Genomic DNA, 25,530 nt, shown 5'->3' on the forward strand with positions numbered 1-25,530 from the left:
CTATCTTCCTCGTTGCAATGCCGCAGCATAGCTAAAATCCATAAAATAGTTATACAAAAAGGTGTCATCCAAAACTTGATATTGATTGCCGCAAAGAAAGTAATCTTTGAGAAATTCACGCAGACGAGTAAGTTCTCGCAATCGTCCTCCCTTATTTTTAGGATCGGCAATAGTCAGATCGAGCATTTCAAGCGCCCGTTCAAATACTCCTACGCTCACTTCACACTCACCCTTATTGCGCCAACGGATTGCACGATCTATGTCACACCCAATGTTGGCCATTTGTTCAAGCATTGAAAATTTAAACCATCGCTCTGGTATTATCATATTACCACCAATGTATTTACAATATTTTTTATTTTTTCCTGAATTTCAGAATTATACACACCCCGCCCTCTATTTCCCTGAACTGGACGTATATTAATCATTGAATCAAATTCAATAAATGCTTCATGCCCAATTTTGCTCGGGTGAATGTTGATACCCCAAAGATGTTCTTGCCGAGATCCATGTTCAAGCAAAAAACATTCTTCTTCAGAATGATAGTCTGCATCAACCACCATAATTCCACGTTCAATGTCAACGACTGCTTTCACCAACCTCTCAAACATTTTTCCTGACATTTTTGCCAGCTCTTGAACTGAAATCTTTTTATCCACTAAGACCATATTGCCGTTCCTTGTGAAATTGCATAGACACGAAATTTACACTATATTTAATGACATGTTTTCAACACTATGCGATCAATTATAACAAGCGATCTCTCATATCTCAAGACCGATTATAAGGCTCTACATGATCCCTCTGAAACTACAAATAAAAAACTTTCTTAGCTATGGTCCTGAAATCCAAACTGTTGATTTCTCTGCGTACCCACTCATCTGTTTATCGGGTAAAAATGGGCATGGGAAATCAGCGCTTTTAGATGCGATCACCTGGGCGCTTTGGGGACAAGCGCGCAAACCGTTTGGTGTAGCAAAAGCAGATGAAAGTCTGGTTCATCTGGGACAAGCACAGATGTTTGTTGTTCTCGATTTTATATTTAATGAGCAGACATACCGCGTGCGACGAGAATTTATTAAATCATATGGTAAGACAATTACCAATGTCGATTTTGGCATTATCGATGCTGACACCAACAGTTTTATTGCACTAACCGATAAAACCAGCAAACGAACGCAAGAAAAAATCGAACAAATGCTGAACCTTGATATGGAATCGTTTGTTAATTCAGCGTTTCTCCGGCAAGGACAAGCAAACGAGTTTTCAAAAAAATCAGCAAAAGATCGAAAAAAAATTCTTGCAACTATTTTAGGCCTCAACCGTTACGAATCATTACGCACACTCGCTCATGAAAAAATGAAGGTGCTCAATAATGAAAAAACAATAAAAATTACCTTACAAGAAAAACGAGAACAGGAACTTGCTAAAAAGACAGATCTGATGCACAAGCTGCATGAGCAAGAACTGGCATTACAGACTATCATGACGCAAGAACAACAACTGAGCGCCCAACAAAAAGAAATTGCTCAAAAACAAAAAAATATAGCCGAGCAAGAGCAACAGTTCATGCTTGTATCATATCAACATGACAGCCTTCTTAAAAAACAGTCAGAACTCATCGCTCACCTAGTGGAAACACGAAAACTATGGAAGACAGCGCATAAACAGCTCCTTTCTATTGCAGGCAAAGAACTGCTTGAACAGAAACAGAAAGCAGCCATTAATCAAATACAGCTCTATCAAGAACAGTTTCATAAGAGCCTGACCATACAATCACAAATACTTACCCTTACGCAACAGCACAATCAGCAAAAAAATGAGCTTACTGCACACCATGCAACCCATGTACAAACAAAAAAATTAGCCATTGAACAGCTCCTGTTTGAACAAAAGAATCATGCAACGTTGATTCACGAAACTGATATTAGCTACCAAGAACATGAGAAACAGAGAACTACCCTAGAACATGAACACACGATGCTTGATAGTGCTATTAAAGGCTACCGAGCACAAACTCCACATAGTGAACGCATAAAAAAACAGTTTGAAAAAAGGCGTGAGGCGTACCAATCATTTATTACTCAAGGCAACTATATACAACAAGAGCTCGCTCAACTAAAACAGAAACAAAAGATGGTACATGATAAAGACAACCCAAGTTGTCCATTGTGCGAACAAAATTTATCCGCATCGCGCAAACGATTTTTGAATGACACTTTTTGTACGACAGAAACATTTTTAACGCATCGCTTAACGCGCCTAACACACGTAATTGCACGACTTAAAAAGCTTCTTGTTGAGCAACATACGCATATTGAGCAAATAAAAAAGCAGACTGAAGAATATCATCGCTCTGTTACCAAACAAGAAGAACTTAATAAAACAATGATAGCTCTCGCCGGAACGATTACTGCCAAAAAAGAGCAGTTAACAACGCATGCTCAACACAAAATAGTCATAATGCATCGTATTACTACGGCACAAGCCGAATATGAAACAATCAAACAAATGGCGTTACACAACTTAGAACATGATGCCCTTATTAAAGTAACATCCCAGCGCATTACTGCTTTAGAAAAAGAGTATGCTACCATTGAATACAAAGATTCTGAGCATAAGCAAGTCCAAATGGCTCTCAAAGAGATTGAACATGCCTTGGCACAGTATGCACAAATAGCTGAGCAAAAACCGCTCCAGCAGCAAAGAGCAATAACAATTACCACAGTATGCGCATCCCTAAAATCAATTAAAAAAGAAATAACCTCATTGCATCATACGCTACAACAATTTCATAATCTTACTGCCCAAGTACATGCAATTGCACAAGCTGCAACAACCATCGCGAATCAACAAAAAAATCTTTTGCATCAAAAAGAAGTTATTTTGCAGGAAAAAGGAAGCCTACTCAATCAAAAAAACAAACTAGAACAGCTAGAATCAGAATCTCATCAAGAGCAGACTGATATACAAACGCTTACCGCCACCATAGATGATTATTACACAATTGCCACAGCAATTGGAAAAGATGGTATTCAGGCATTATTAATAGAAGAAGCCATCCCGGAAATAGAAGAGGAAGCAAATCAATTATTAGGACGCCTTACGAATAATCAATCTCATATTATTATTGAATCTGTCCGTGATTTAAAAAGTGGCGGCACCAGAGAAACACTTGATATCAAAATATCTGATGCAATCGGCATACGCCCTTATGAGCTATTCTCTGGCGGGGAAGCATTTCGTATCGATTTTTCTCTGCGCATTGCAATTTCAAAACTCCTTGCGCGAAGAGCCGGCACTTCGCTACAAACGCTCATTATCGATGAAGGGTTTGGTTCACAAGATGAAGAAGGACTCAATAACATCATGGAAGCGCTCTACAAAATACAAGACGATTTTTCAAAAATCATCATTGTATCTCACCTTGCCAGCATGAAAGATCAATTCCCCGTTCACTTTTTGGTAGAAAAAACTGCACAGGGTAGCCTTGTCTCTGTGATGGAACAGGGGTAAAGTACAATCGGAAATCAACAAAAAAATGACAGCATTTTTAAGTGCTGTCATTTTTATTATCTATGTAATGTTCACGCATCGATCAAAAGTAGTACTTCTTACCTGCCATCGCTGCTGCAGTCACTAATCCACCAAAGAACAGTCGTTTGAAACCTTGTTTGTGTTCCGCTACAAATCGACTCACCGGTTTAAGTGCTCGTAATAATCGCCATTCTGCTTTAACCGCCCATATTACCACTTCTGCATGGCCAGTCGAACGGAGAAGCCCTTCAATTGTCTCTCCAATAACATCATCAATATTTTCAGAATTTTCCGCTGCTATTTTTTGTAACTCTTCGCGCACGCGTTCCTGCACTTGTTTTGAAGCTTGAGTCTGAGCGGTTTCCTTGAAACCCTCTTTAATAGTTGTAAGAGCTTTTTTAACATTCTCTCTACCGAACCACTTGGTCGCTGCAGATCCTTCTTGACCAAACGTAATAGTAACCGTAGAAAATGCCAATAACACCGCCATAAGCTTTGATATAGTATAATTCATGATATAACCTCCTATACATTAATCTTCATTCTTATCTATACTCAGAATAGACCAAAAAATCGACTACCTCAAAAGCCCCCTCCAAAGGGCCTTAATTAGTCACGAATCCCCACCGCTACGTGGACAATGGCCAAAAAAAAATGACAGTATTTTAGTACTGTCATTTCCCTATACATTCTATTGTCAATAGCCGATCAGCCCTCTACGCCTCAACCTGTACTACCTGTTTAATTTCAGGCACTTGGCTCATTAGGGTATCTTGGACCCCTAATTTGAACGTATACATTGCTGCTGGACATCCAACACAAGCACCAGTTAATCTGATGGAAACTATGCCATCTTGAAACTGTACGAACTCAATATCGCCACCGTCTGTCATAATAGCCGGTCGTATGATATCAAGTATTGCCTGTATTTTCTCTATAACCTCTTGGTTACCGAAATCCATGCTCATCTACACCCATTCTAGGCGTGCAACTTGCGCGGTATCACTCATACGACGTCCCATTGGGATCACACGAGTATATCCACCTGGACGATCTACATATCGTGGTGCAATTTCAGTAAACAGTTTTAGCAATGCTGTTTCTGAGTATGGTAATAATGCCTTTGCACGACGACGCACATTAAAATGGTTACCTTGACGCGCAAGAGTAATCATTTTTTCCGCAAATCGTTGCGTTTCTTTTACATTTGCTTTCGTTGAAACAAGATGACCATATGTCACCAAATGTATCACCTGATTGCGCAGAAAAGATCGTTTATGAGAAGGCTTAAGATTTAATTTTTTTCTACCATTTTGATGTTTCATGGTACATGTTACCTTTGCATTAACAAACTATATCTCTTATTCATCTTGTTCAGAATCTTTAAGAGCCCGTTTTAAATCAGATTCTTTAATATCCATACCAAATGAAAGCCCAAACGCCTTCATATTGTCTTTAACTTCATTCAATGACTTGCGACCAAAATTCTTAATTTTAAGGCCATCGTCTTCAGCCAAGTTTACCAAATCGATAATGCGTTTAATACCTGCATTAATTAAGCAGTTATGTGCTCGTACTGATAATTCTAATTCATCAATAGGCTTTAATAACAACTCTACAGGAACACCTTTCAATCCAGGTCCATCAACCGCAACAGTTTTTTCCTCTTTAATTTTTTCAGGAGCTACAGAAATCTCATTAAATGGTATCTCTGCACTCGCAAGGAAATGCTCTAACTGTGTACGCAATACTGACACTGAATAATGTAACACATCAAGTGGGTTTTCAGATCCATCAGTATAGATCTTTAACGTTAACTTGTCGTAATCTATTTCTCCCCCCACACGCGTCTTTTCCACATCAAAAAGCACCTTTTTGATCGGAGAAAACATAGCATCCAAGTAAATGCGTTCATCATCTTGTAACGCTTTTCCTGCAGGCCACTGTGCCGGTCGATATCCTCTGCCAGTTTCTACAAAGAATTCAATATCAAGAGATCCTTGCGCAGAAACATGTGCAATTACGTGATCAAGATTTATCAGTTGTAGATGTTCATCCGCTTTAATATCTGATACGCGCACAACACCTTCTTTTTCAACCTTCAAAACCATTTTACCAGGAATACCCTGCGTATTACGCACAACGATTTCTTTAATATTAAGAAGAACTTGCATTGTGTCTTCAATAACCCCTGGCAAAGAAGAAAATTCGTTGTTAACTCCCTTAATAATTACGGAAGTAACTGCACAACCTTCAACACCGCCAAGCAATACACGACGCAATGCATTACCTAATGTATTACCAAAACCAGGCTCTAACGGCTGAGCAACCAACTCACCAAAAGTATCAGTTAACGCTTTCTTATTCCAGCTTAATCGCGGAATAGTTAAGGATCTGTACTCTTTTTTATCCATTTGAACTCCTGACTATAAATCGAAATATAACAATCAAAACACACCCAACACAAAATTACTTAGAATACAACTCTACAATCAAATGCTCTTCAATTGGCGTCTGTATATCAGTACGAACAGGGAAACGTAGCACACGACCCATTCGTTTTTGTTTATCAAGCTCAAGCCACTCAGGAACTTTAATACCGACATTAAGTCTCTTATCAATCACTTGCTCTAAAAAATTATTTTTATCTGCAACGTTTGACGCTAATGTAATCACCTCATTCACTGAAACCAGATACGATGGTGAATTTACTTTTTTGCCATTAACCAGGACGTGTCCATGTACAATAACTTGTCGAGCTTGTGAGCGTGTTGTTGCCAATTTTAATCGATATAATGTATTATCAAGACGGCGCTCAAGGAAATTTAATAAATTTTCTCCTGGAGAACCTGCACGCATTTGTGCTGCATTCTTGAAAAAACGTTTGAACTGTTTCTCACGAACACCATACATCTCTTTTACTTTTTGCTTTTCTTCTAGCTGTCTACCGTATTCAGAGAGTTTACGCGTACGTTTTTGAGATTTTTCTGTTTTTTCACTTACATCAGTGCGGTCAACCTTCGCAGCGCCTGGTCGAGCGAACTCACCACGAGGTGCTCCACCTCGTGGAGTATAACCTTTATTATCTTTTTTTGTCTTATCCATATACCAATTCTTTTGCTATGATCTTAAACTTTATACACGACGTTTTTTAGGAGGACGAGTTCCATTATGAGGAAGCGGAGTCACATCTCTCAACATTGAAATTCCAAAACCACTTGCTTTAAGCGCACGAATAACAGAATCTCTTCCTGCTCCAGGACCCTTCAGGTTAATCGACACTGTTCGAATGCCTAATACAACCATCTCTTTAGAAAGATGAGTCACAATTTGAGAAGCCGCAAACGGAGTCCCTTTACGTGCACCCTTAAATCCTAATGCTCCAGAACTACCACGTAATAACACATCGCCTTCAACAGTAGTTACTGAAACAACCGTGTTATTAAAAGAAGAAGATACACACACTGTAGCTACATCTACTCTTCTTTTTGCTTTTTTAATTTTCTTTTTATATGCCATTATGACCTTTGGTTCTGAAATAAGGTTATCTAATTAACTATTTCTTAGTGATCTTACGTTTTAATGAAACCGATGCTCCACGAGGTCCTTTACGAGTACGCGCATTTGTTTTTGTACGCTGTCCACGAACAGGAAGTCCTCTTTTATGTCGCAAGCCTCGGTAGCTACCAATATCCTGCAGACGTCTGATATGCAAAGTGATATCTCTACGCAGATTTCCTTCAGTAACATAGTTAGTCGCAACCTCTTTTTGAATTGCAGCAACCTGATCATCAGTTAGGTTCTTCACTCGAGTATCAAAACTAATATTTAACTTCGTTAAAATATCACGAGACGACTTAATACCTATCCCAAAAACATAGGTAAGTCCGTACTCTATACGCTTATTTTCCGGTAAATTTGCGCCCTCAATTCTAGCCATAACAATTATCCTTAACCTTGTCGCTGTTTATGTTTAGCATTACGTTTGCAAATCACACGAACAACGCGTTTCCTTTTAATCACGCGACAATCATCGCACATTGGTTTAACTGACGTTCTTACTTTCATCGCACATTCCTTACTATAAATTCAACCGCTTAGTTTTTATACCGTAACACAATTCTACCACGAGTCAGATCATAAGAAGACAGCTCTAACGCAACCTTATCTCCAGGCAAAATTTTTATGTAAAACATACGCATTTTACCCGAAACGTGTCCAAGTACCTTATGTCCACCTTCTATTTCAACAAGAAACATCGCATTCGGTAATGTTTCTTTTACAACACCATCTACTCTAATAATACCTTCTTTTTGCTTTTGCTGTTCTTTTTTCATATTTTAAATGCCCTCCCTTAATCGCGTTAACACGACTGGCTCATTATTAGTAATTAAAACAGTATCTTCTACGTGCACAGCCATACTTGTATCAACTGTTCTTACCGTCCATCCGTCCTTAGCTACATACACATCATAATGCCCCATAGTAACCATTGGCTCTAACGCAAATGTCATACCAGGTTTTAACAATGGCCCCTTACCAGGAACACCATAATTCAATATTTCTGGATCCTCATGCATCTGCTTACCAATACCATGTCCTGCAAAATCGCGTACAACACCAAAGCCGTTCGCTTCTACTTCTTTTTGAATAGCAGCAGATATGTCGGTTAAATAATTACCAGCTCGCGCTTGTGCTATACCTTTTTCTAGTGATGACTGTCCAACAGCAACCAATCGTCGCACTTCTTCTTTCACATCGCCCACAAAAAAAACTCGTGCCATATCAGCACTATATCCTTTCCATGAAGCGCATACGTCAACTTTTACTATGTCACCATTCTTCAATACAGAATCGCGATGGGGAACACCGTGCACTACTTCATCATTTATTGATACACAGCTTACATGCTTGTAACCCATATATCCTTTCATTTTTGAAAGTAATCCATTATCACGCAATCGCTTTTCGACAAAAGCATCAATTTCAAATGTTGAAATACCAGGAACTATCAATGGTATTAGTTCATTAAAAATACCCGCCAACAATTGCCCTGCGCGTCCCATTTTATAAATAGCATCTTTGTTTTTAATCGTAATCATATCGCTTTTACAAAACCTTACGCTTAAACTCTTGAAAGATATCTTCCAAGGAAGAATCTACATCAATCTCAATAACTGGCTGCCCTATCTTCTTATAAAAATCCATCAATGGCTGAGTATGTTTATGATACATATCCAAACGCACTAAAATAGCCTCTATGTCATCATCCTTACGACGCTCTAACGGTCCTGAACACACATCACATATAAAAGGCACTTGCGGCTCCAACCCTGATCCCTCAACAGTTGAATACACCGCCTGACATTCCTTTTTTTGACAAATTAATCGGCTCGTTAACCGTGCAATCAATTTCTCATCAGATAATGTAAATAGGACCACATGAAATGATACATTTTTAAACTGATTTTTAATCAAAGAGCAAAATGATTCTGCTTGGTGTACAGATCGAGGATAGCCATCCAAAATCACCGTACGTATATCATCACGAGTATCAAGCAACCATTCTTCAACCATTGCTATAATAATATCATCTGACACTAAGCCGCCACTTTTAATCGCAGCCTCAATGATCTTTCCAATTTCTGTTTGATTCGCAATATGCTGTCGACACAAATTACCTGTTGATAGCTGCAACCACTGTAATTCTTTAACACACAATGCAGACAGAGAGCCTTTACCTGAACCAGGTGGTCCAATAAAAACAAAGATATCTTTCTTACCATTCATTGCGCTTGTTTCCTCAAGATCCCCTAAAAACCGCCGACATTTCTATTAGAAATCATTTTAACAAAAAACAGAAAAATGTCCATATTCAATAACTCAATATATTCAAATCTTTTGCTTATTTCTACTGCTTTTTACCATATATTATCATAATTATCGACGCAACCGACTTTGCAATCTTCCTGATGACAAGAATCCTTCGTATCTATTTTCGATCAAATACGCCTCAATCTGTGCCGCTGCTTCAAGAGCAACTCCAACTACGATCAGCAGCGCTGTTCCACCCAAATAGAATGGCATTTTATCCATCAGCACACGTTCAACAAAAAGATTTAAAACGATTGGTAATGAAGCCAGAATACCGAGATATACAGCTCCTACTAATCCTATACGGTTCAAAATATAATCAAAAAATTCGGCAGTACTTTTACCTGGTCGAATTCCTGGAATAAAACCACCACTTTTCTTAATATTATCTGCAAGCTCTACTGGATTAAACTGTAATGCCGTCCATAAGTAAGAAAACGCAATGATCAAAACAAATTGGATTACATTAAACAACAACCCCATAGGATTCATTGCTTCTGAAATCCACTTGAACATGTCAAAACGTTCTGCAAGCATCGATAACAAAAATATTGGCATATTAAGCATAGTTCCCGCAAGAATTACTGGCATCACGCCTGAGGTATTAATCTTAAAAGGAATATAGGTACTCTGACCACCATATACTCTGTTACCAACAACACGACGCGTATACTGTACTGGTATTTTACGTTCACCTCGTTCTAAAAAGACAATGCATGCAGTTATAGCAATATACACCGCTATAATAAATACTGCTGTTGCCGGATGCGTAATACCTTCAAGTACCTGTCCTATCGTCTTGATACCATAGTCCATGAAATGCGCAACCGTACCCGCAAAAATAATCATGGAGCTCCCATTACCGAGTCCAAAGATTGAAATCTGCTCACCAAGCCACATGACAAACATTGCACCAACGGTTAACGACAAAACACACATAATTCTAAATGACCAACCTGGCTCTAATACCAATCCGCGATTTTCAAGCAGGAATGCTAATCCCACACTTTGCACAATCGCAACAAAGAATGTCAGATATCGTGTATATTGATTAACAATTTTTCGACCGTATTCCCCTTCTTTGACTAACGCCTCTAAAGAAGGCACAACCATACCTAATATTTGCATCATAATAGAAGCAGATATATATGGCTGAATACCAAGTGCAAAAATGGTGGCTTCACGTAAACCTCCTCCTGAAAACATATCAAGATAGGCAAACAAACCACCAAGACCTTTTGCTTGCGCCATAAGCGTTCGCAAAGCATCCACATTCACACCTACTACCGGAATGTGATTACCAAATCTATAAACAATAAAAACACCGAGCGTAAATAAAAATTTTTTACGCAACTCAGGAATAAAAAAAATATTAAGAAAATTTTTTATTAGAATCACGGTCCTACATCTCCTTGTTTAAGCGAACCTCTCCACCTAGCTCCTCAACCATTTTTCTTGCAGATTCACTACACGCATCCACAATAACTACCAAACGCTTGGACAACGTACCAGATCCTAATAATTTAAGCAAAACAGAATCACCTTTTTGACTTCTTTTCAACTTAACAATTCCATGCTCAATCAATAACTCTCTGGTTACTTGCGCTCCATCTTCAAACACATTCAATTGATCAAGGTTAAATACTTCAACCTTTGTTTCAAATGCCGCATTGTTGAAACCACTTTTTGGTAAACGGCGGAATAATGGCATTTGTCCACCTTCAAATCCCATACGAACTGCACCACCAGAACGGGCTTTTTGTCCTTTATGTCCCTTTCCAGCTGTACCACCTCTTTTGCCACCACGACCAACACGTTTTCTCTGTTTAACTAATTTAGTTAATTTATGCAGTTCTAACATCTTTTTTTCCAATAATATCAGATATAGTTACGTTTCTTAATTTTGCAAGATGCTCTGCTGAGCGCAATTTAGCAAAGGCATTCAAGGTAGCCTTAACAACATTCTGTCTATTCGCTGATCCCAATGATTTTGCCAACACATCTTTAATGCCCACAGCATCCATAACTGAGCGCATTGCTCCACCAGCAATAACTCCGGTACCCTTTGAAGCAGATCGCACAATTACGCGACTTGCACCATGACGTCCTTCTACCGCATATGGAATTGTATCACCACGTAACGGTACTGCGATCATATTTTTACGCGCTGCGTTTGTTGCTTTCGCAATAGCCTGTGAAACTTCTCGGCTTTTACCAAGGCCTATGCCAATATTTCCTTTTTGATCACCAATCACTACAAATGCTGAAAAAGAAAATCTTTTTCCACCTTTAGTAACCTTAGTAACCCGTCGTACGTTAATAACGTGATCAACCATTACAGCTTCTTTTGTCTTTGCCATGCATATAACCTATAATCTTAAAGTTTTAATCCGCCTTCTCGCAGACCTTCTGCCAACTCTTGAACTCGACCATGATATAAAAACTGTCCTCGATCAAAAACAACAGTAGTAATGCCTTCTTTTTTTGCAAGTGCCGCTAATTCACGGCCTACAGAACGAGAAATTGTTTTTTTGTCACCAGACGCATTACTCAATTGTTGTGATGAAAAAGAAACAACTGTTTTTCCAATCTGATCATTAATAAGCTGCGCATAAATATGCTTCAAACTTCTAAATACAGAGACACGTAGTATATCTGCGGTACCGCTCATTTTTTTACGATTTCGCAACGCTCTGCGCTTTGTACGTGCTTTTATTTTTTTCAACAACGACATTTTATTTCATCCAATACAATATCAATTACTTAGACTTTGTCTTACCTGCTTTTTGTACAACTACTTCTGTTACAAGCCGGATACCTGTACCTTTGTATGGTTCAGGAGCTCTCAATGCTCTCACTTCACTACACACAAGCCCTACAAGCTCTTTATCATGCGAAGAAAACGTTAGATTTTGCCCTGTTCGATCAATATCTAAGGTAACTCCTCCAGGTAAATCAAAATCAATTTTATGACTAAATCCTAAGCTAAAAACAATTTTGTCTCCGGACTTAACTGCTTTATAACCCAACCCAATTATTTGTAATTTTTTTTCAAAACCTACATCTGCGCCTTTAATCTTGTTCGCAAGTAACGCTCGATGCAACCCCCATATTCTATTAACATCACGAGGTAGTTTTTTCGATTCATCTAGTTTCAAAAACAATTGTCCATCTTCTACTTGTACAAGCAACTCAGATGGGACCGCATATGCTCCAGAACCCTTGCTACCCTTATACTGTACCTCAGATCCTTTTAGAACAACTGCAACATTACCTAATGCTATCGCCTTTCGGCCTATCTTTGACATACTAATACCTTCCTACCAAACAGTACAAATCACTTCGCCGCCAACACCAAATTCTCTTGCCTGCTTGTGAGTAAGAATGCCGCGATTCGTTGTCAAAATAGCAACACCCAAGTTACCAATAACTGGCTTGATCTCATGCGTTCCTGCATAAAAACGACGCGCCGGAGAACTCACTCGAGTGATTTCATGAATCACCGATTCACCACCAGCATATTTCAAAACAATTTTTATTACTTGCTTACCTTGCTCTTCAAGAACCTGACAGTCCCTAATGAACCCCTCTTTTTTGAGCACTAGCCCAATTTCAAATTTCATCTTAGAAGAAGGAATAACAACAAAAGATTTTGATGCCATAATTCCATTTCTAATAATAGTCAAAAAATTTCCAATAACATCTATTGACATGAAAGCCCTTTTAACAAATTATTTTACCAACTTGTCTTTTGAACACCAGGAAGCAATCCCTTCAAGGCATTTTTTCTAAAACACAAACGACACATCATAAACATTCTCATATAACCTCGTGGTCTTCCACAAAGCTGACAACGATTACGAGCCCTTACTTCAAATTTTGGAACCCTTTTTGACTTCTCTATTAATGCCTTTCTGGCCATAATAATACCTCTATTACCGCTAATCGTTATTTATTTTTTACAAACGGCATACCAAATTTTTTCAGCAAAGCTCGCCCGTGCTCATCATTAGTTGCGGTTGTATGGATCGTAATATTTAACCCGCCCAACTTGCTGCCTTCTTCATAATCAACTTCTGGAAAAATGATCCACTCTTTTATGCCAACATTATAGTTACCACGACCATCAAACTTATCGGATACACCCTGAAAGTCACGCACTTTTGGAAAGGCTAAAGTAATCAATCGATCCAAGAAATCATACATTTTTTTCCCACGCAACGTTACCATAACACCTATTGGCATTCCTTCACGCAGCTTGAACCCCGCTATCGATTTCTTTGCTAATCTACGAGCCGGCAACTGTCCAGTTACCTTCCCCATAATATCAGAGATCGACCCTATAATCTTACTATTAGTAAGCGCAGTACTAGCACCCACATTGATTACAACTTTTGCAACCTTTGGGACCTGCATAACATTACCAAGACCAAGGTCCTTCAACAATTGCGGACGAATCTCAGCATTGTACATATCTTCTAAACGACTTTTTATCCTTGACACTGTTTTTTACCCTTAATATGCACAAATTATCAAAACGCTTTTTGACATCGATGACATGCGCGTGTTGTTTTTGCATTGTCCAACACTTGAACAATAACACGACATGGCGCCTTACACCCTGAACAAACCGGCATAACGCGAGACATCGCCACCTTTGACTCTTCTTTCTTTATTCCTGACGCTTCGCCTTGCTTACGCGCCTTATAATGTCGAGTCACTAGAGCGACATTTTTAACTATAACTTTATCTTCTTTAGGAAAAATTTCAATAACCTCGCCTTGCTTGCCTTTATCTTTACCAGATAGTACAAACACCAGGTCATTTTTTTTAATACGAGCTACCATAAAAATCCTTTACAAAACCTCTGGAGCCAAAGAAACTATTTTCATGTATCCTCGCGTCCGTAGCTCTCGAGCAATAGGCCCAAAAATACGTGAAGCAATTGGCTCTTTTTCCTTAATAATCACTGCCGCATTATCCCCAAAACGAATATAGCTACCATCTGCACGGCGAAATTCTTTTCGAACTCTCACTATAACCGCTGTGACAACATCACCCTTTTTTACCATACCACCTGGCATAGCTTTTTTTACTGAGCAAACAATCGTGTCTCCTAAGTATGCATATCGCTTGCGTGTTCCGCCAACAATATGAATACATGCCAATTCTTTTGCTCCAGAATTGTCTGCGACCTCTAAACGTGATTCTTTTTGTAACATAGCATTATACCTTGTTCGTTTTATTTCGCCTGAATTGTAGCTGCATCAAGAACATGCGAAAGATACATATACTTCGTTTTAGAAACAGGCCGCCCCTCATAAAATGCAACCATGTCCCCCATTTTTGCTACTTCCGTTTCATCATGCACTTTATACTTTTTACTAACGCGAACTACTTTATGAAAAACCGGATGCATAAATGTTCGTTCAGTCAGTACGGTAACCGTTTTATCCATTTTATCGGAAATTACCTTTCCGATAAAAACTTTACGTTTTGTTTCTTTAGTCTGTGTCATAAAACTTCCTTAGCAGATTTTTTTTGCTGTAGAAATGTTAGAGCGCGCGCAATATTTTGTCGTAACTTTTTAAACAGTGAATAATCTTTAACGTGTGACGTCAAAGAATTCATACGCAACCCAAACAACTCTTTTCTCCACTGCTCCAAGAGCTCTTCTGTCTTTTTTATTTCAGCGCTTTTAAGTTCGCCTTTAACTGCATCAACTTTCATTATGCATTTTCCTCAGTAACTGTTACGGCAGCATCCCCACCATTTCGTTTAACAAATTGAGTTTTACGAGGAAGTTTATATGCAGCACTTCGCAAAACTTCTCGCGCAGTTTCTTCATTCAGACCAGCAACTTCACAGATAACACGGCCTCGTTTAACCACAGCAACCCACAACTCAGGATTTCCTTTTCCTTTACCCATACGAGTTTCTGCAGGCTTTTTGGTAACAGGCTTGCTTGGAAACACTCTGAGATACAATCTACCTACTTTTTTAAGACTTCTTGATATCGTAACGCGCATCGCTTCTATTTGCTGTGCGGTAAGCCAACAAGGCTCCACAGCACGTAATCCAAATTCTCCAAAAGCAACTTCACAAGCGCCCTTAGAAGCCCCCTTCATTGTACCACGGTGCACTTTTCGATATTTAACTTTTTTAGGCATCAACATAATTTATTCTTTCACCTTACTATCAAACGAGTTGGTATTCGCCCTTGCAGATCCAAACCTTAACTCCAATAATTCCATACGTTGTTTTCGCTTCAGCAAATCCGTAATCAATATCAGCGCGTAACGTATGAAGAGGCACCGATCCAACACGAACCCACTCTGTACGAGCAATTTCCGCACCATTAAGTCTACCAGAACAACAGATTTTTACACCTTTTGCTCCACTCTTCATCGCAGAATCTTTCGCTCGCTTCATAACTTTTTTAAAACTCGCTCTACGCTCTAACTGACTTGCGATACCTTTAGCAACTAACTCAGCATCCAATTCCGGTTTTTTTACTTCCTGAACTGAAATCTCAATAGTTCGTTTGCCTTCAAGCAATGCCCCAATTTGAGAACGAAGCTGTTCGATCTCTTGACCTTTTTTACCTATAATGACCCCTGGCTTACCAGAATGCACTATAATTCGTATATCATCACCAGATTTCTCAATCTCTACAGAAGAGATTTCTGCTTTTTCTAAAGCACTGTCTAAATACTTTCTAATCTTTAAATCTTCTAACACTTGTTTGCCATATGAATCCCGAGCAAACCAACGCGCAAACCAGTCGCGATAAATACCAACACGAAACCCTATTGGATGTACCTTTTGTCCCATACTAAACTTCCCTTGACTCTAGAGTTACACTCATATGACATAAACGCTTTCTATAAGGATTTGATCTTCCCATAGCTCCCGGCTTGAAGTAATTAATAATTGGGCCACGATCAACTTGAATAGTTTTTACAAAAAGCGCATCATCTGAAATGTTATGGAGGCTCTTTGCATTATCAACTGCAGACTTAATCATTTTTCTAATAGGCACTGATTTGAGAACGGCGTGAGTGGTCAGCAAATCAACTGCATATTTGGCACTCTTACCTCTAAGTGTATTTACTAATGGTCTCATCTTATTCGGTGAAAACCGTATAAACCGAGCTCGTGCAACAAATTTCATTGCATCAACCTTTGAATAATTTTTCAAACTTTTTTATTTATACTATATAATTTACATTCATTTTTATTGAGTGCAACTCATTATTTCGCGGCACCAGCTTTACGTTGCCCACTATGCATCTTAAATGTACGCGTAGGAGAAAACTCACCTAAATAATGTCCAACCATATTTTCAGTTATAAAAACTGAAACAAATTTTTTTCCATTATGTACCGCTATGGTGAATCCCACAAAATCAGGAACTATCATGCTCCTACGAGACCACGTTTTTATAACATCACGCTTGCCCTCTTTTTTCGCTCTAGCAACTTTTTCAAGCAGCGAATCCTGAACATACGGTCCTTTTTTTGCCGATCTAGCCATATATAGCACACCTATTTTAAAAAAATTGTTTTATTTTTTATATTTTACTTATTTATTTATTTTTACGACCCTTGCGTCTTCTGAGAATCAATGGGTTCTGACGCACTCTTGTTCTTGTTCCCTTACAACCTTTACCCCATGGAGTACTTGGATGCGATCCAGATTTAGAACGTCCTTCACCACCACCATGCGGGTGATCGACAGGGTTCATAGCCATACCACGAACAGATGGTCTGAAACCACGATGTCGCGTACGACCAGCTTTACCCCAAGAAATGTTCTTAAAATCTGCATTACCCAAAACACCTATTGTTGCCCAGCACTCAATAGGAACCATACGCATTTCCCCTGATGGCATTCTCAATGTCGCATGTTCTTCAGTTTTTGCCACAAACTGAATTGAAGTTCCTGCGCTTCGCGCAAACTTCCCCCCAGAGCCTGGAGTAATTTCAACGTTATGTACAGTAAAACCTAACGGAATCTTACTTAATGGCATTGCATTACCATTTTTTGCTTCCGCTTTTTCACTTGCAAAGATTTTACTGCCCACGGATAATCCCTCTGGCATTAAAATATATTTCTTTGCACCATTTTCATAAAACACTAACCCGATACGAACATTACGATTAGGATCATACTCAATGGCTGCAATAGTACCGGTTACATCACGTTCCATACGCTTAAAATCTATCTCGCGATACTTACGTGCAGCTCCCCCGCCTCTATGTCGAACTGTAATTCTACCATAAGCGTTTCTACCCGCTTTACTTTTTAAGGAACTAACCAGAGATTTTTCAGGAGATTTCTTTGTAATATCACTAGTATCTAAATACGTCTGAAATCTTAATGATGAATTACGCGGTCTTCGATTACGAATTGCCATTGCATACCTTTTAGATTGAATCTTCTTTAATTTCTTTTTGCTCATCAGCAACAGAAGATCTGCCGCCCGCCTGATCAAACAAATTAAGAGATTGTCCCTCTTTCAAAGTGACCAAAGCTTTTTTCTCGTCTGGACCCCATACTTCTTTTTTTCCTGCTCTACGCTTTTTACCTTTACGAGTCACAATCCTAACAGCTTCAGCTTCAACATTAAAAAGCTTTTTCAATGCTTCTTTAATCATAGGCTTATTTGCCTCTGGATGAACTCGCAATACCAGCTGATTCAAGGTGCGATTAAGCCGATATGCTTTATCAGAGATCACAGGACCTTGTATAACATGATAAATACTTTTTAAACCCATTGTGACACCATTTCTTTAAATTGATCACTATCTTTTTTTAGAAACACCCAATAATGAGTATTTACTAATTGGAATGCGTTCGGTTGATCAAAAAACAGTATTCTCACTCGCGGTATATTAATAAAAGAAGCACGAGTTGCAAAATCTGTTATTGATAAAAACAACGTAACATTACTGTTTTCGAAATTAACTGACTTCAATAATGAGTATGCCAACTTTGTTTTAGGCACATCACCCTCTAACGTCCAATCCAAACATACGATTTTTTCTTTGTTAGCAAAATCAGACAATAAAGCTCCAAACACTCGCTTCTTTGTTTGCTTTGTTATGCGAAGAGTTTTAACTCGTTCTTGCGGCCCAAAAATAACACCTCCACCGCGCCACAATGGAGACCGGGCTGATCCTGCACGCGCACGTCCAGTTCCCTTTTGTTTCCATGGCTTACGGTTAGTACGATTTACCTCAGCCCGTCCCTTACACGCAACTGTTCCTTGACGCCAATTTTGTAATAATGAACGAATTGCAAGAGAAAAACCTACTTTAGATCCACTCAAATTAAGTTCGTCAATTTCCAAGTTTTTCAAAGAAACAATGCTCATTATTTGGGACGATTTGCTATTTAGCATTTCTGCTTTATTTTGATTGCTCATAATAATACCTACGCTTTGCGAACAAATACTAAAGATCCCGCTTTACCAGGAACACAACCCTTAACCAACATAATCTGTGCCTCTGGTTCAATGCGTACAACTTTAAGATTTGCCATCACACGCTTATCAACCCCCATGTGACCAGTCATTCTTTTACCTTTAATAACCTTACCCTGCGATCTGAAAAAACTCAGTGAACCGGTTTTTTTCCCCATAGTACTACCGTGACTGGCTGGAGGACCTCCAAATCTATGTCTACGCACAACACCGGCATATCCACATCCTTTGGTAATCCCAAAAACATCAACCAAATCCCCAGAATTTAACTCGCGGTGAGCCTCTATAGCTTCGCCCACTTTAGATTCTGCAGCAATATCTAATCTCACTTCACGCAATACTGTAAAGTAATGCTTTGGCTTCTTTAACCATTCTTTTGAGAAAGCTGTGCCGACAAATTTATCTTTAACTTGTCCTACCTGCACAGCATCATACCCATCATTCGCTTGAGTCTTAACCTGTGTTATAAACCAATTACCAGTACCAATTACCGTAACGGGAACCACAGCGTTCTCAACAAAAACTTGGGTCATTCCAATTTTTCTACCCCAAAGACCTGTAATCATATCGAATGACCTTCTATTTAATTTCAACATCCACACCGGATGAAATATTTAACTTCATAAGCGCTTCCATCGTTTGATCTGAAGGAGAAACGATATCAAGGATGCGTCTATGCGTAGTCAATTCAAACTGTTCTCGTGATCGCTTATTCACATGAGGAGATCGTAAAACCGTAAAACAATGCCGCTTGTTGGGTAGAGGAACAGGACCTACCAAATTCGATCCTGTTCTTTTTACCGCAGAAACTATTAACTTTACTGCTTTGTCCAACAATTGATGGTCATATGATTTTAATGTTAAGCGTATTTTTTGCTTTTTCATCTAACACCTAATTATTCAACAATTTCAGTCACAACACCTGAACCAACCGTTCGGCCACCTTCACGAATCGCAAAACGTAAATCTTGGTTCATAGCAACCGGAGCAATCAAATCAACTATTAATTGAACGTTGTCTCCAGGCATAACCATTTCACGGCCTGCTTCCAAAGTCACCACACCTGTTACATCCGTTGTTCGGAAATAAAACTGTGGTCTATATCCAGTAAAGAATGGGCTATGACGTCCGCCTTCATCCTTGCTCAAGATATACACTTTACATTTGAATTTTTTATGTGGCTTAATTGAACCAGATTTAGCAATTACCATACCTCGTTCAACATCTTCTTTTTTAATACCACGCAATAATAGACCAACGTTATCACCAGCCTGACCTTCGTTTAAGATCTTCTTAAACATTTCAACACCAGTAACGGTAGTTTTCAAATCAGAACCGAATCCAACAAGCTCTACTTCTTCACCAACTTTTACTTGTCCTGTTTCAATACGACCTGTCGCAACAGTACCACGACCAGAAATAGTAAATACACCTTCAACCGGCATCAAGAATGGCTTATCGATATCACGTTTCGGCAAAGGAATATCAGAATCCAACGCTGCAACTAATTTCTCCATAGCGCCGTATCCCAATGGTCCTGTATCACCATTAAGAGCCTTAAGTGCTGATCCACGAATAACTGGAATAGTGTCGCCTGGGAAATCATATTTGCTCAAAAGCTCACGGATTTCTTCTTCAACCATATCAACCATCTCTGGGTCATCAACCATGTCAACTTTGTTCAAGAATACAACAAGCGCTGGTACGTTTACGTTTTTCGCCAAAACAATATGCTCACGAGTTTGAGGCATCGCACCATCCGCAGCCGATACAACCAAAATTGCACCATCCATTTGCGCTGCACCAGTGATCATATTTTTTACATAGTCAGCGTGACCAGGACAATCTACGTGTGCATAGTGACGATTAGCAGACTCATACTCAACGTGAGAAGCCTGAATGGTAATACCACGTGCTTTTTCTTCTGGCGCATTATCAATTTCAGAAAACGCTTTAAACTTCGTTCCGCCACTTTTTTCAGACAAATATTTCGTAATTGCCGCAGTTAACGTAGTTTTTCCATGATCAACGTGACCAATTGTTCCAACGTTTACGTGCGGTTTCGTACGCTCAAATACATCTCTTGCCATCGCAATAACTCCTAAAACAACATAAAATCTTATTTTTTCTTATCAGCTATCATATCCTGAACATTCTTCGGAACTTCACGGTAACATTCAAATTCCATAGAATAGCTCGCTCGTCCTTTTGTCATGGATCGCACATCAGTCGCGTACCCAAACATCTCTCCTAAAGGAACTTCCGCATTAATGATCTGCTTTGTCCCCTTAGTTTCCATCCCAAGAATTCGACCCCGACGAGAGTTAAGGTCACCCATGACATCACCCATGTATTCTTCAGGAGTATCAACCTCTACTTTCATAATAGGTTCCAACAATACCGGAGAAGCTTGAGCCATCCCTGTTTTAAACGCCATAGAACCAGCAACTTTAAACGCTAACTCAGAAGAATCGACATCATGATAGGAACCATCATACAAAGTAACTTTCACATCCACTACTGGATAACCACCAATTATACCACCAGTAAGGGCCTCTTCTATACCCTTTTGAACTGGGTTAATAAACTCCCGAGGAATTGCACCACCGATGACTTTATTCTCAAACAAAAACCCTTTACCACGCTCTAATGGCTCTACTTTAATCCAAACATGACCGTATTGACCACGTCCACCAGATTGCTTAATGTATTTACCTTCAACATCTGCAAGCTTCTGAATGGTTTCCTTATATGCAACTTGCAACTTACCTTGCGTCAAATCAACTTTATGTTCTCTGCGCAAACGATCTACTACAATTTCAAGATGCAATTCGCCCATTCCACGAATAACCGTCTGAGCAGTCTCTTCATCATAGGTGAATTGGAATGACGGATCCTCTTGCATCATTTTTTTCAATGCAATAGTCATTTTTTCATAATCCGCCTTACTTTTCGGCTCAACAGAAGAAGAAATAACTGGAGCTGGAATATCTATTGACTCAAGCAAAATAGGAGCCGACGCATCACACAAAGTGTCTCCAGTGATCGCATCTTTAACTCCAACAATAGCCGCAATATCCCCCGCTTTAACAACTTCAATCTCTTCACGTTTATTTGCGTGCATTTTAAGCAAGCGACTCACACGCTCCTTAGATTCAGTACGCGCATTATACACATAAGAGCCCGCCTTCAACTGCCCTGAATAAACACGGATATAGTTCAATACACCCACAAATGGATCTGTTACAATCTTAAATACCAACGCAGCAAACGGTTCATTCTCATCCGCTTTTCTTAATGCTTTTTCACCGTTAGGCATAATCCCTTCTACCGGTGGGACATCCATTGGAGATGGCAAATAATCAACAACCGCATCCAGAACTAACTGAACGCCTTTATTTTTAAAAGCAGTACCACAAAATGCTGGTGTAACCTTTTGCGCCAAAACACCTTTTCTAAGAGCAGTTTTAATTTCCGGAACAGAAATTTCTTTTTCTTCCAAAAACTTTTCCGCTAAAACATCATCGAACTCACATGCAGCTTCTACAATCTTCACGCGCAGCTCTTTAGCTCGCTGTAAGTACTCTGCAGGAATCTCAAGCCACTTAACCGTTTCGCCCATCTCCCCTTCAAACTGCGCCATCTTCATCGTAAGCAAATCAATAATGTTTGAAAAGTCTTCAGCTTCGCCAACCGGCAACTGCATTGCTACCGCATTCGCACCTAATTTTTCATTTACATCATCAATAACCATGAAATAATCGCCACCAACTCGATCCATCTTATTGGCAAAAATCACTCGAGGCACACCATATCGATCCGCCTGCTTCCACACGGTCTCAGACTGAGGCTGAACCCCATCAACCGCACTAAAAACCGCGATCGCCCCATCTAAGACACGCAGCGACCGACCTACTTCAATTGTAAAATCAACGTGACCCGGTGTATCAATAATATTAATTTGACAATCTTTCCATGTACATTTTGTCGCAGCAGACGTAATGGTAATACCACGCTCACGCTCCTGCTCCATCCAATCCATGATCGCTTCGCCTTGATGCACTTCACCGATACGATGCGATATCCCTGTATAAAACAGAATACGCTCCGTTACCGTTGTTTTTCCAGCATCAATATGCGCTGCAATCCCAATATTTCTATACCGATCTAGCTGATTACTCATTGATTATCTACCTTTACATTACCAAGAATAGTGAGAGAATGCTCTATTAGCTTCTGCCATTCTATGTACATCCGCTTTTTTCTTGACCGCAACACCACGACCCTCTACAGAATCAAGAATCTCAAACGCCAAACGCTCTCCCATAGTTTTATTCGAGCGAGACTTTGCCGCATCGATTAACCATCGAAATGCTAAAGCACGTCCACGCCCAAAAGAAACTTCTCTTGGAATTTGGTACACACTACCACCAACACGACGAGAGCGAACTTCGATGATAGGCACTATTTGCTGAAATGACTTATTAAACAGCTCAAGCGCTTTTTCTTTGCTGCCACTGGATTTTTTAACCAAAATATCCATCGCATCATAAACAATTTTACGAGCAGCATTTTTTTTGCCACAAACCATAACAATATTAACAAGCCGCTGTAACATTTCAGAACCATAAATCGGATCTGGTGTTACCTCTTTTCTAGCTATTTCTTTTTTACGTCTAGACATAATTCAACCTTTTACTTAGGACGCTTTGCACCATAATGAGAACGAGACTGTTTACGCCCTTCAACACCCGCAGAGTCAAGCGCACCACGCACTATATGATATTTTACACCAGGTAAATCTTTTACTCGTCCGCCTCGCACTAACACTACAGAGTGCTCTTGCAAGTTATGGCCTTCTCCTGGAATATACGCAGAAACCTCTATACCCGTAGAAAGCTTAACACGAGCTACTTTACGAAGAGCTGAGTTAGGTTTTTTAGGTGCACAGGTAAACACACGAGTACAAACACCGCGCGCTTGCGGAGCTCCCTTAAGAGCCGGACTCTTCGATTTAACCTTAGCGCTTCTTCTTCCAAAGCGACAAAGCTGGCTTATTGTAGGCATAACAACACGTTCCTATATTTATATTTATAGTAAATAGCTAAAAAACTTATTAAAAATCGCAATTTTCACTTCATAAAAAACCGCGTAACCCACGCGTATATTAAAAGAGAGTTATTAGCATTCTAACCTTTTTGAAAAAATTTTCAAGAGAAATCAGACGCTATGATGCAGGTATACGCCTTATTTGACCGATATATTCTTTTAGCTGAACTCATTATGTATCATGATAGCCTCATGGACTTATACTTCCATTGCTGTTATCATCGGTGTCGTTATATATAATATTATATCATCTAAGGAGCTTTTATGCTGTTTAACAAACATTTTTTACCATTAATTGGTGGAATAATAGCGATCGGCATCGTTCTTATGTTCCCCTATAAAATTCTACCATTACTCTTAGGCATCATAGGCATGGGTGCCGTAGTAGCATTTCACGAGCTTGGCCATTTTCTATTTTGTAAATTATTCAAAATCAGAACACCATCCTTTTCAATTGGCTTTGGTCCACGACTGTTCACTAAACAAATAGGGGACACCGAATTCGCAATATCAGCAATCCCACTCGGCGGATATGTAGAAATTGCTGGATCTGCAGAAGTAGGACAAGGAGAACAAAAAGAAGCCTACAGCACAGATACTCACTCTTTTGCCACGAAACCATGGATACAGAAGTTCTTAGTAATGATGGGCGGCATCTTTTTTAATATCATTTTATCTTATTTCATTTTCTCTCTGCTCTACATAGCTGGCATGCCCAAATCGCTCTTCTTATACCCTAAAAACGCGATTCCTACTGTAGCGAAAGTCATTCCTGCATCTCCTGCAGAAACAGCTGGCATTCAACCAGGAGATACTATTTTAAAAATCAATGAAATATCAACTGCTGACCTTTCTGGCACTGAACTGGACACACAAATCTCTTCGCGCCCTAACGAAACTATATCATTTTTAATAGAACGTGCAGGAGCACAACAAGAAATCCAGGTGGCCCTTACTCAACGTGATTTTTTTGGCACCATTAAAGCGTCATCCGGTATTATTTTCGCTATCGCCGATATGCCTGGATATCCAATACTAGAAGCAATACAGAAAGGTATAGCCCTTACACACGAATATATTGCTAACACAATCAGAGCATTCCACTACTCAATCACTAACACATGCACCACTACTATAAGCGGGCCTGTGCAACTCATCGCAACAACCACTCAAACGGCACAGGAAGGAATAAAAAACTTTTTCCTTCTATTGGGTATAATCAGCCTCAGCTTAGCGGTCTTTAACCTGATTCCTATACCAATTTTAGATGGTGGCCAATTACTCTTTTATACCATTGAAGCAATAATAAGACGTCCAATTCCAGAAAAAATTCGCGAATACATTCATATCTTTTGCTGGTTAACGTTTCTTGTATTCATCCTGTATATCAGCTACAGAGAAATACTATGCATCGCCAACCCATACCTGAAAACTTTGTGGGCATTCCTTGGATGGGAATAAAAAAAAGCAATAAATGCCAAACAAAAAGGGTCGATTCTTATCGACCCTTTTTATTACATAAT

39 protein-coding genes and 1 pseudogene are annotated in these 25,530 nt (G+C 39.3%); 2 read left to right on the plus strand and 38 right to left on the minus strand.

Annotated elements, in window-relative coordinates:
- Together VGT41_05095 and VGT41_05100 are read right to left on the minus strand one after the other, a co-directional pair.
- Window positions 1-327, minus strand: coding sequence for a hypothetical protein (locus tag VGT41_05095; GenBank protein HEV2601649.1), 327 nt, complete (start codon window positions 325-327; stop codon window positions 1-3).
- Window positions 324-668, minus strand: coding sequence for a DUF5674 family protein (locus tag VGT41_05100; GenBank protein ID HEV2601650.1), 345 nt, complete (start codon window positions 666-668; stop codon window positions 324-326). The genes VGT41_05095 and VGT41_05100 overlap by 4 nt, the downstream gene beginning before the upstream one ends.
- A 127-nt stretch (window positions 669-795) precedes the next feature.
- Between VGT41_05100 and VGT41_05105 the strand changes: the two genes are divergently transcribed.
- The gene (locus tag VGT41_05105; protein ID HEV2601651.1) at window positions 796-3,516 is read left to right on the plus strand and encodes an SMC family ATPase; all 2,721 of its coding nucleotides are present in this window, start codon (window positions 796-798) and stop codon (window positions 3,514-3,516) included.
- Window positions 3,517-3,598: 82 nt separating this feature from the next.
- On the opposite strand, the gene VGT41_05110 is transcribed toward VGT41_05105, so the two are convergent.
- The 36 genes and pseudogenes from VGT41_05110 to rpsL all read right to left on the minus strand — a co-directional run bounded on the left by VGT41_05110 (window position 3,599) and on the right by rpsL (window position 23,965).
- On the minus strand, window positions 3,599-4,051 hold the full coding sequence (locus tag VGT41_05110) for a hypothetical protein (protein ID HEV2601652.1): 453 nt from the start codon (window positions 4,049-4,051) through the stop codon (window positions 3,599-3,601).
- 202 nt (window positions 4,052-4,253) lie between these two features.
- Entirely contained in the window at window positions 4,254-4,505 is a 252-nt protein-coding gene (locus VGT41_05115; protein HEV2601653.1) for a NifU family protein, read from the minus strand.
- On the minus strand, window positions 4,506-4,862 hold the full coding sequence (gene rplQ / locus VGT41_05120) for a 50S ribosomal protein L17 (protein HEV2601654.1): 357 nt from the start codon (window positions 4,860-4,862) through the stop codon (window positions 4,506-4,508).
- 36 nt (window positions 4,863-4,898) lie between these two features.
- Window positions 4,899-5,951 carry a DNA-directed RNA polymerase subunit alpha gene (locus VGT41_05125; GenBank protein ID HEV2601655.1) on the minus strand — a complete coding sequence of 351 codons (1,053 nt, stop codon included), beginning with the start codon at window positions 5,949-5,951 and terminating at the stop codon, window positions 4,899-4,901.
- 55 nt (window positions 5,952-6,006) lie between these two features.
- Window positions 6,007-6,642, minus strand: coding sequence for a 30S ribosomal protein S4 (rpsD, locus tag VGT41_05130; GenBank protein HEV2601656.1), 636 nt, complete (start codon window positions 6,640-6,642; stop codon window positions 6,007-6,009).
- Between the two features lie 30 nt (window positions 6,643-6,672).
- The gene (gene rpsK / locus VGT41_05135; protein ID HEV2601657.1) at window positions 6,673-7,056 is read right to left on the minus strand and encodes a 30S ribosomal protein S11; all 384 of its coding nucleotides are present in this window, start codon (window positions 7,054-7,056) and stop codon (window positions 6,673-6,675) included.
- A 37-nt stretch (window positions 7,057-7,093) separates the two neighbouring features.
- Window positions 7,094-7,477, minus strand: a complete 384-nt coding sequence (gene rpsM, locus VGT41_05140) for a 30S ribosomal protein S13 (protein HEV2601658.1) — start codon at window positions 7,475-7,477, stop codon at window positions 7,094-7,096.
- A gap of 11 nt (window positions 7,478-7,488) precedes the next feature.
- Window positions 7,489-7,605 carry a 50S ribosomal protein L36 gene (gene rpmJ, locus VGT41_05145; GenBank protein HEV2601659.1) on the minus strand — a complete coding sequence of 39 codons (117 nt, stop codon included), beginning with the start codon at window positions 7,603-7,605 and terminating at the stop codon, window positions 7,489-7,491.
- A gap of 29 nt (window positions 7,606-7,634) precedes the next feature.
- Window positions 7,635-7,874: a translation initiation factor IF-1 gene (infA, locus tag VGT41_05150; GenBank protein HEV2601660.1), complete on the minus strand. Its 240-nt coding sequence runs from the start codon at window positions 7,872-7,874 to the stop codon at window positions 7,635-7,637.
- Window positions 7,875-7,877: 3 nt separating this feature from the next.
- Window positions 7,878-8,639, minus strand: a complete 762-nt coding sequence (gene map, locus VGT41_05155; GenBank protein HEV2601661.1) for a type I methionyl aminopeptidase — start codon at window positions 8,637-8,639, stop codon at window positions 7,878-7,880.
- Between the two features lie 7 nt (window positions 8,640-8,646).
- Complete coding sequence (locus VGT41_05160) at window positions 8,647-9,327, minus strand: nucleoside monophosphate kinase (GenBank protein HEV2601662.1); 681 nt, start codon at window positions 9,325-9,327, stop codon at window positions 8,647-8,649.
- 150 nt (window positions 9,328-9,477) lie between these two features.
- Window positions 9,478-10,809, minus strand: a complete 1,332-nt coding sequence (gene secY, locus VGT41_05165; GenBank protein HEV2601663.1) for a preprotein translocase subunit SecY — start codon at window positions 10,807-10,809, stop codon at window positions 9,478-9,480.
- Window positions 10,810-10,846: 37 nt separating this feature from the next.
- Window positions 10,847-11,272 (minus strand): annotated as a pseudogene (gene rplO, locus VGT41_05170) (50S ribosomal protein L15).
- Window positions 11,256-11,771 carry a 30S ribosomal protein S5 gene (gene rpsE / locus VGT41_05175; GenBank protein HEV2601664.1) on the minus strand — a complete coding sequence of 172 codons (516 nt, stop codon included), beginning with the start codon at window positions 11,769-11,771 and terminating at the stop codon, window positions 11,256-11,258. The pseudogene rplO and the gene rpsE overlap by 17 nt, the downstream one beginning before the upstream one ends.
- Before the next feature lie 17 nt (window positions 11,772-11,788).
- Window positions 11,789-12,145: a 50S ribosomal protein L18 gene (rplR, locus tag VGT41_05180; GenBank protein HEV2601665.1), complete on the minus strand. Its 357-nt coding sequence runs from the start codon at window positions 12,143-12,145 to the stop codon at window positions 11,789-11,791.
- A gap of 25 nt (window positions 12,146-12,170) precedes the next feature.
- On the minus strand, window positions 12,171-12,719 hold the full coding sequence (gene rplF, locus VGT41_05185; GenBank protein HEV2601666.1) for a 50S ribosomal protein L6: 549 nt from the start codon (window positions 12,717-12,719) through the stop codon (window positions 12,171-12,173).
- Window positions 12,720-12,731: 12 nt separating this feature from the next.
- On the minus strand, window positions 12,732-13,124 hold the full coding sequence (gene rpsH, locus VGT41_05190; protein ID HEV2601667.1) for a 30S ribosomal protein S8: 393 nt from the start codon (window positions 13,122-13,124) through the stop codon (window positions 12,732-12,734).
- A gap of 23 nt (window positions 13,125-13,147) precedes the next feature.
- Entirely contained in the window at window positions 13,148-13,333 is a 186-nt protein-coding gene (locus tag VGT41_05195; protein HEV2601668.1) for a type Z 30S ribosomal protein S14, read from the minus strand.
- 26 nt (window positions 13,334-13,359) lie between these two features.
- Window positions 13,360-13,905 carry a 50S ribosomal protein L5 gene (gene rplE, locus VGT41_05200; GenBank protein HEV2601669.1) on the minus strand — a complete coding sequence of 182 codons (546 nt, stop codon included), beginning with the start codon at window positions 13,903-13,905 and terminating at the stop codon, window positions 13,360-13,362.
- Window positions 13,906-13,943: 38 nt separating this feature from the next.
- A complete protein-coding gene (gene rplX, locus VGT41_05205; protein ID HEV2601670.1) occupies window positions 13,944-14,258 on the minus strand; it encodes a 50S ribosomal protein L24 in 315 nt (104 codons plus the stop codon).
- Between the two features lie 9 nt (window positions 14,259-14,267).
- Window positions 14,268-14,633, minus strand: a complete 366-nt coding sequence (gene rplN, locus VGT41_05210; protein HEV2601671.1) for a 50S ribosomal protein L14 — start codon at window positions 14,631-14,633, stop codon at window positions 14,268-14,270.
- Between the two features lie 20 nt (window positions 14,634-14,653).
- Window positions 14,654-14,929, minus strand: a complete 276-nt coding sequence (gene rpsQ, locus VGT41_05215; protein HEV2601672.1) for a 30S ribosomal protein S17 — start codon at window positions 14,927-14,929, stop codon at window positions 14,654-14,656.
- Window positions 14,926-15,141: a 50S ribosomal protein L29 gene (gene rpmC, locus VGT41_05220; protein ID HEV2601673.1), complete on the minus strand. Its 216-nt coding sequence runs from the start codon at window positions 15,139-15,141 to the stop codon at window positions 14,926-14,928. Before rpmC ends, rpsQ begins: the two co-directional genes overlap by 4 nt.
- Window positions 15,141-15,587, minus strand: coding sequence for a 50S ribosomal protein L16 (gene rplP, locus VGT41_05225; GenBank protein HEV2601674.1), 447 nt, complete (start codon window positions 15,585-15,587; stop codon window positions 15,141-15,143). The genes rpmC and rplP overlap by 1 nt, the downstream gene beginning before the upstream one ends.
- A gap of 22 nt (window positions 15,588-15,609) precedes the next feature.
- Window positions 15,610-16,245, minus strand: a complete 636-nt coding sequence (gene rpsC / locus VGT41_05230; protein ID HEV2601675.1) for a 30S ribosomal protein S3 — start codon at window positions 16,243-16,245, stop codon at window positions 15,610-15,612.
- A 1-nt stretch (window position 16,246) separates the two neighbouring features.
- Window positions 16,247-16,585: a 50S ribosomal protein L22 gene (gene rplV / locus VGT41_05235; protein HEV2601676.1), complete on the minus strand. Its 339-nt coding sequence runs from the start codon at window positions 16,583-16,585 to the stop codon at window positions 16,247-16,249.
- Window positions 16,586-16,665: 80 nt separating this feature from the next.
- Complete coding sequence (rpsS, locus tag VGT41_05240) at window positions 16,666-16,947, minus strand: 30S ribosomal protein S19 (GenBank protein ID HEV2601677.1); 282 nt, start codon at window positions 16,945-16,947, stop codon at window positions 16,666-16,668.
- A gap of 52 nt (window positions 16,948-16,999) precedes the next feature.
- Window positions 17,000-17,830: a 50S ribosomal protein L2 gene (gene rplB / locus VGT41_05245; protein HEV2601678.1), complete on the minus strand. Its 831-nt coding sequence runs from the start codon at window positions 17,828-17,830 to the stop codon at window positions 17,000-17,002.
- Window positions 17,831-17,840: 10 nt separating this feature from the next.
- Complete coding sequence (gene rplW, locus VGT41_05250; GenBank protein ID HEV2601679.1) at window positions 17,841-18,191, minus strand: 50S ribosomal protein L23; 351 nt, start codon at window positions 18,189-18,191, stop codon at window positions 17,841-17,843.
- Entirely contained in the window at window positions 18,182-18,841 is a 660-nt protein-coding gene (rplD, locus tag VGT41_05255; GenBank protein ID HEV2601680.1) for a 50S ribosomal protein L4, read from the minus strand. Before rplD ends, rplW begins: the two co-directional genes overlap by 10 nt.
- A gap of 8 nt (window positions 18,842-18,849) precedes the next feature.
- Window positions 18,850-19,464: a 50S ribosomal protein L3 gene (gene rplC / locus VGT41_05260; GenBank protein ID HEV2601681.1), complete on the minus strand. Its 615-nt coding sequence runs from the start codon at window positions 19,462-19,464 to the stop codon at window positions 18,850-18,852.
- A 13-nt stretch (window positions 19,465-19,477) separates the two neighbouring features.
- Window positions 19,478-19,783 carry a 30S ribosomal protein S10 gene (rpsJ, locus tag VGT41_05265; protein ID HEV2601682.1) on the minus strand — a complete coding sequence of 102 codons (306 nt, stop codon included), beginning with the start codon at window positions 19,781-19,783 and terminating at the stop codon, window positions 19,478-19,480.
- A gap of 11 nt (window positions 19,784-19,794) precedes the next feature.
- Complete coding sequence (gene tuf, locus VGT41_05270; GenBank protein ID HEV2601683.1) at window positions 19,795-20,988, minus strand: elongation factor Tu; 1,194 nt, start codon at window positions 20,986-20,988, stop codon at window positions 19,795-19,797.
- 29 nt (window positions 20,989-21,017) lie between these two features.
- A complete protein-coding gene (gene fusA / locus VGT41_05275) occupies window positions 21,018-23,081 on the minus strand; it encodes an elongation factor G (protein HEV2601684.1) in 2,064 nt (687 codons plus the stop codon).
- 18 nt (window positions 23,082-23,099) lie between these two features.
- A complete protein-coding gene (gene rpsG, locus VGT41_05280; GenBank protein ID HEV2601685.1) occupies window positions 23,100-23,582 on the minus strand; it encodes a 30S ribosomal protein S7 in 483 nt (160 codons plus the stop codon).
- 11 nt (window positions 23,583-23,593) lie between these two features.
- Window positions 23,594-23,965 carry a 30S ribosomal protein S12 gene (rpsL, locus tag VGT41_05285; GenBank protein ID HEV2601686.1) on the minus strand — a complete coding sequence of 124 codons (372 nt, stop codon included), beginning with the start codon at window positions 23,963-23,965 and terminating at the stop codon, window positions 23,594-23,596.
- 306 nt (window positions 23,966-24,271) lie between these two features.
- Between rpsL and VGT41_05290 the strand changes: the two genes are divergently transcribed.
- Complete coding sequence (locus VGT41_05290; GenBank protein HEV2601687.1) at window positions 24,272-25,468, plus strand: M50 family metallopeptidase; 1,197 nt, start codon at window positions 24,272-24,274, stop codon at window positions 25,466-25,468.
- Window positions 25,469-25,530 lie beyond the last annotated feature (62 nt).

This window comes from Candidatus Babeliales bacterium (genome assembly GCA_035944115.1).
In the GTDB taxonomy this organism is placed as follows: domain Bacteria; phylum Babelota; class Babeliae; order Babelales; family Vermiphilaceae; genus DASZBJ01.

Bases quoted from the DNA above. Each gene is read 5' to 3' on its own strand.
- VGT41_05095 (HEV2601649.1), bottom strand. From the start codon at position 327: ATGATAATACCAGAGCGATGGTTTAAATTTTCAATGCTTGAACAAATG.
- VGT41_05100 (HEV2601650.1), bottom strand. From the start codon at position 668: ATGGTCTTAGTGGATAAAAAGATTTCAGTTCAAGAGCTGGCAAAAATG.
- VGT41_05105 (HEV2601651.1), top strand. From the start codon at position 796: ATGATCCCTCTGAAACTACAAATAAAAAACTTTCTTAGCTATGGTCCT.
- VGT41_05110 (HEV2601652.1), bottom strand. From the start codon at position 4,051: ATGAATTATACTATATCAAAGCTTATGGCGGTGTTATTGGCATTTTCT.
- VGT41_05115 (HEV2601653.1), bottom strand. From the start codon at position 4,505: ATGAGCATGGATTTCGGTAACCAAGAGGTTATAGAGAAAATACAGGCA.
- rplQ (HEV2601654.1), bottom strand. From the start codon at position 4,862: ATGAAACATCAAAATGGTAGAAAAAAATTAAATCTTAAGCCTTCTCAT.
- VGT41_05125 (HEV2601655.1), bottom strand. From the start codon at position 5,951: ATGGATAAAAAAGAGTACAGATCCTTAACTATTCCGCGATTAAGCTGG.
- rpsD (HEV2601656.1), bottom strand. From the start codon at position 6,642: ATGGATAAGACAAAAAAAGATAATAAAGGTTATACTCCACGAGGTGGA.
- rpsK (HEV2601657.1), bottom strand. From the start codon at position 7,056: ATGGCATATAAAAAGAAAATTAAAAAAGCAAAAAGAAGAGTAGATGTA.
- rpsM (HEV2601658.1), bottom strand. From the start codon at position 7,477: ATGGCTAGAATTGAGGGCGCAAATTTACCGGAAAATAAGCGTATAGAG.
- rpmJ (HEV2601659.1), bottom strand. From the start codon at position 7,605: ATGAAAGTAAGAACGTCAGTTAAACCAATGTGCGATGATTGTCGCGTG.
- infA (HEV2601660.1), bottom strand. From the start codon at position 7,874: ATGAAAAAAGAACAGCAAAAGCAAAAAGAAGGTATTATTAGAGTAGAT.
- map (HEV2601661.1), bottom strand. From the start codon at position 8,639: ATGATTACGATTAAAAACAAAGATGCTATTTATAAAATGGGACGCGCA.
- VGT41_05160 (HEV2601662.1), bottom strand. From the start codon at position 9,327: ATGAATGGTAAGAAAGATATCTTTGTTTTTATTGGACCACCTGGTTCA.
- rpsE (HEV2601664.1), bottom strand. From the start codon at position 11,771: ATGGCAAAGACAAAAGAAGCTGTAATGGTTGATCACGTTATTAACGTA.
- rplR (HEV2601665.1), bottom strand. From the start codon at position 12,145: ATGTCGTTGTTGAAAAAAATAAAAGCACGTACAAAGCGCAGAGCGTTG.
- rplF (HEV2601666.1), bottom strand. From the start codon at position 12,719: ATGTCAAAGATAGGCCGAAAGGCGATAGCATTAGGTAATGTTGCAGTT.
- rpsH (HEV2601667.1), bottom strand. From the start codon at position 13,124: ATGTCAATAGATGTTATTGGAAATTTTTTGACTATTATTAGAAATGGA.
- VGT41_05195 (HEV2601668.1), bottom strand. From the start codon at position 13,333: ATGGCCAGAAAGGCATTAATAGAGAAGTCAAAAAGGGTTCCAAAATTT.
- rplX (HEV2601670.1), bottom strand. From the start codon at position 14,258: ATGGTAGCTCGTATTAAAAAAAATGACCTGGTGTTTGTACTATCTGGT.
- rplN (HEV2601671.1), bottom strand. From the start codon at position 14,633: ATGTTACAAAAAGAATCACGTTTAGAGGTCGCAGACAATTCTGGAGCA.
- rpsQ (HEV2601672.1), bottom strand. From the start codon at position 14,929: ATGACACAGACTAAAGAAACAAAACGTAAAGTTTTTATCGGAAAGGTA.
- rpmC (HEV2601673.1), bottom strand. From the start codon at position 15,141: ATGAAAGTTGATGCAGTTAAAGGCGAACTTAAAAGCGCTGAAATAAAA.
- rplP (HEV2601674.1), bottom strand. From the start codon at position 15,587: ATGTTGATGCCTAAAAAAGTTAAATATCGAAAAGTGCACCGTGGTACA.
- rpsC (HEV2601675.1), bottom strand. From the start codon at position 16,245: ATGGGACAAAAGGTACATCCAATAGGGTTTCGTGTTGGTATTTATCGC.
- rplV (HEV2601676.1), bottom strand. From the start codon at position 16,585: ATGAAATTTGTTGCACGAGCTCGGTTTATACGGTTTTCACCGAATAAG.
- rpsS (HEV2601677.1), bottom strand. From the start codon at position 16,947: ATGGCTAGATCGGCAAAAAAAGGACCGTATGTTCAGGATTCGCTGCTT.
- rplB (HEV2601678.1), bottom strand. From the start codon at position 17,830: ATGGCAATTCGTAATCGAAGACCGCGTAATTCATCATTAAGATTTCAG.
- rplW (HEV2601679.1), bottom strand. From the start codon at position 18,191: ATGGGTTTAAAAAGTATTTATCATGTTATACAAGGTCCTGTGATCTCT.
- rplD (HEV2601680.1), bottom strand. From the start codon at position 18,841: ATGAGCAATCAAAATAAAGCAGAAATGCTAAATAGCAAATCGTCCCAA.
- rplC (HEV2601681.1), bottom strand. From the start codon at position 19,464: ATGATTACAGGTCTTTGGGGTAGAAAAATTGGAATGACCCAAGTTTTT.
- rpsJ (HEV2601682.1), bottom strand. From the start codon at position 19,783: ATGAAAAAGCAAAAAATACGCTTAACATTAAAATCATATGACCATCAA.
- tuf (HEV2601683.1), bottom strand. From the start codon at position 20,988: ATGGCAAGAGATGTATTTGAGCGTACGAAACCGCACGTAAACGTTGGA.
- fusA (HEV2601684.1), bottom strand. From the start codon at position 23,081: ATGAGTAATCAGCTAGATCGGTATAGAAATATTGGGATTGCAGCGCAT.
- rpsG (HEV2601685.1), bottom strand. From the start codon at position 23,582: ATGTCTAGACGTAAAAAAGAAATAGCTAGAAAAGAGGTAACACCAGAT.
- rpsL (HEV2601686.1), bottom strand. From the start codon at position 23,965: ATGCCTACAATAAGCCAGCTTTGTCGCTTTGGAAGAAGAAGCGCTAAG.
- VGT41_05290 (HEV2601687.1), top strand. From the start codon at position 24,272: ATGCTGTTTAACAAACATTTTTTACCATTAATTGGTGGAATAATAGCG.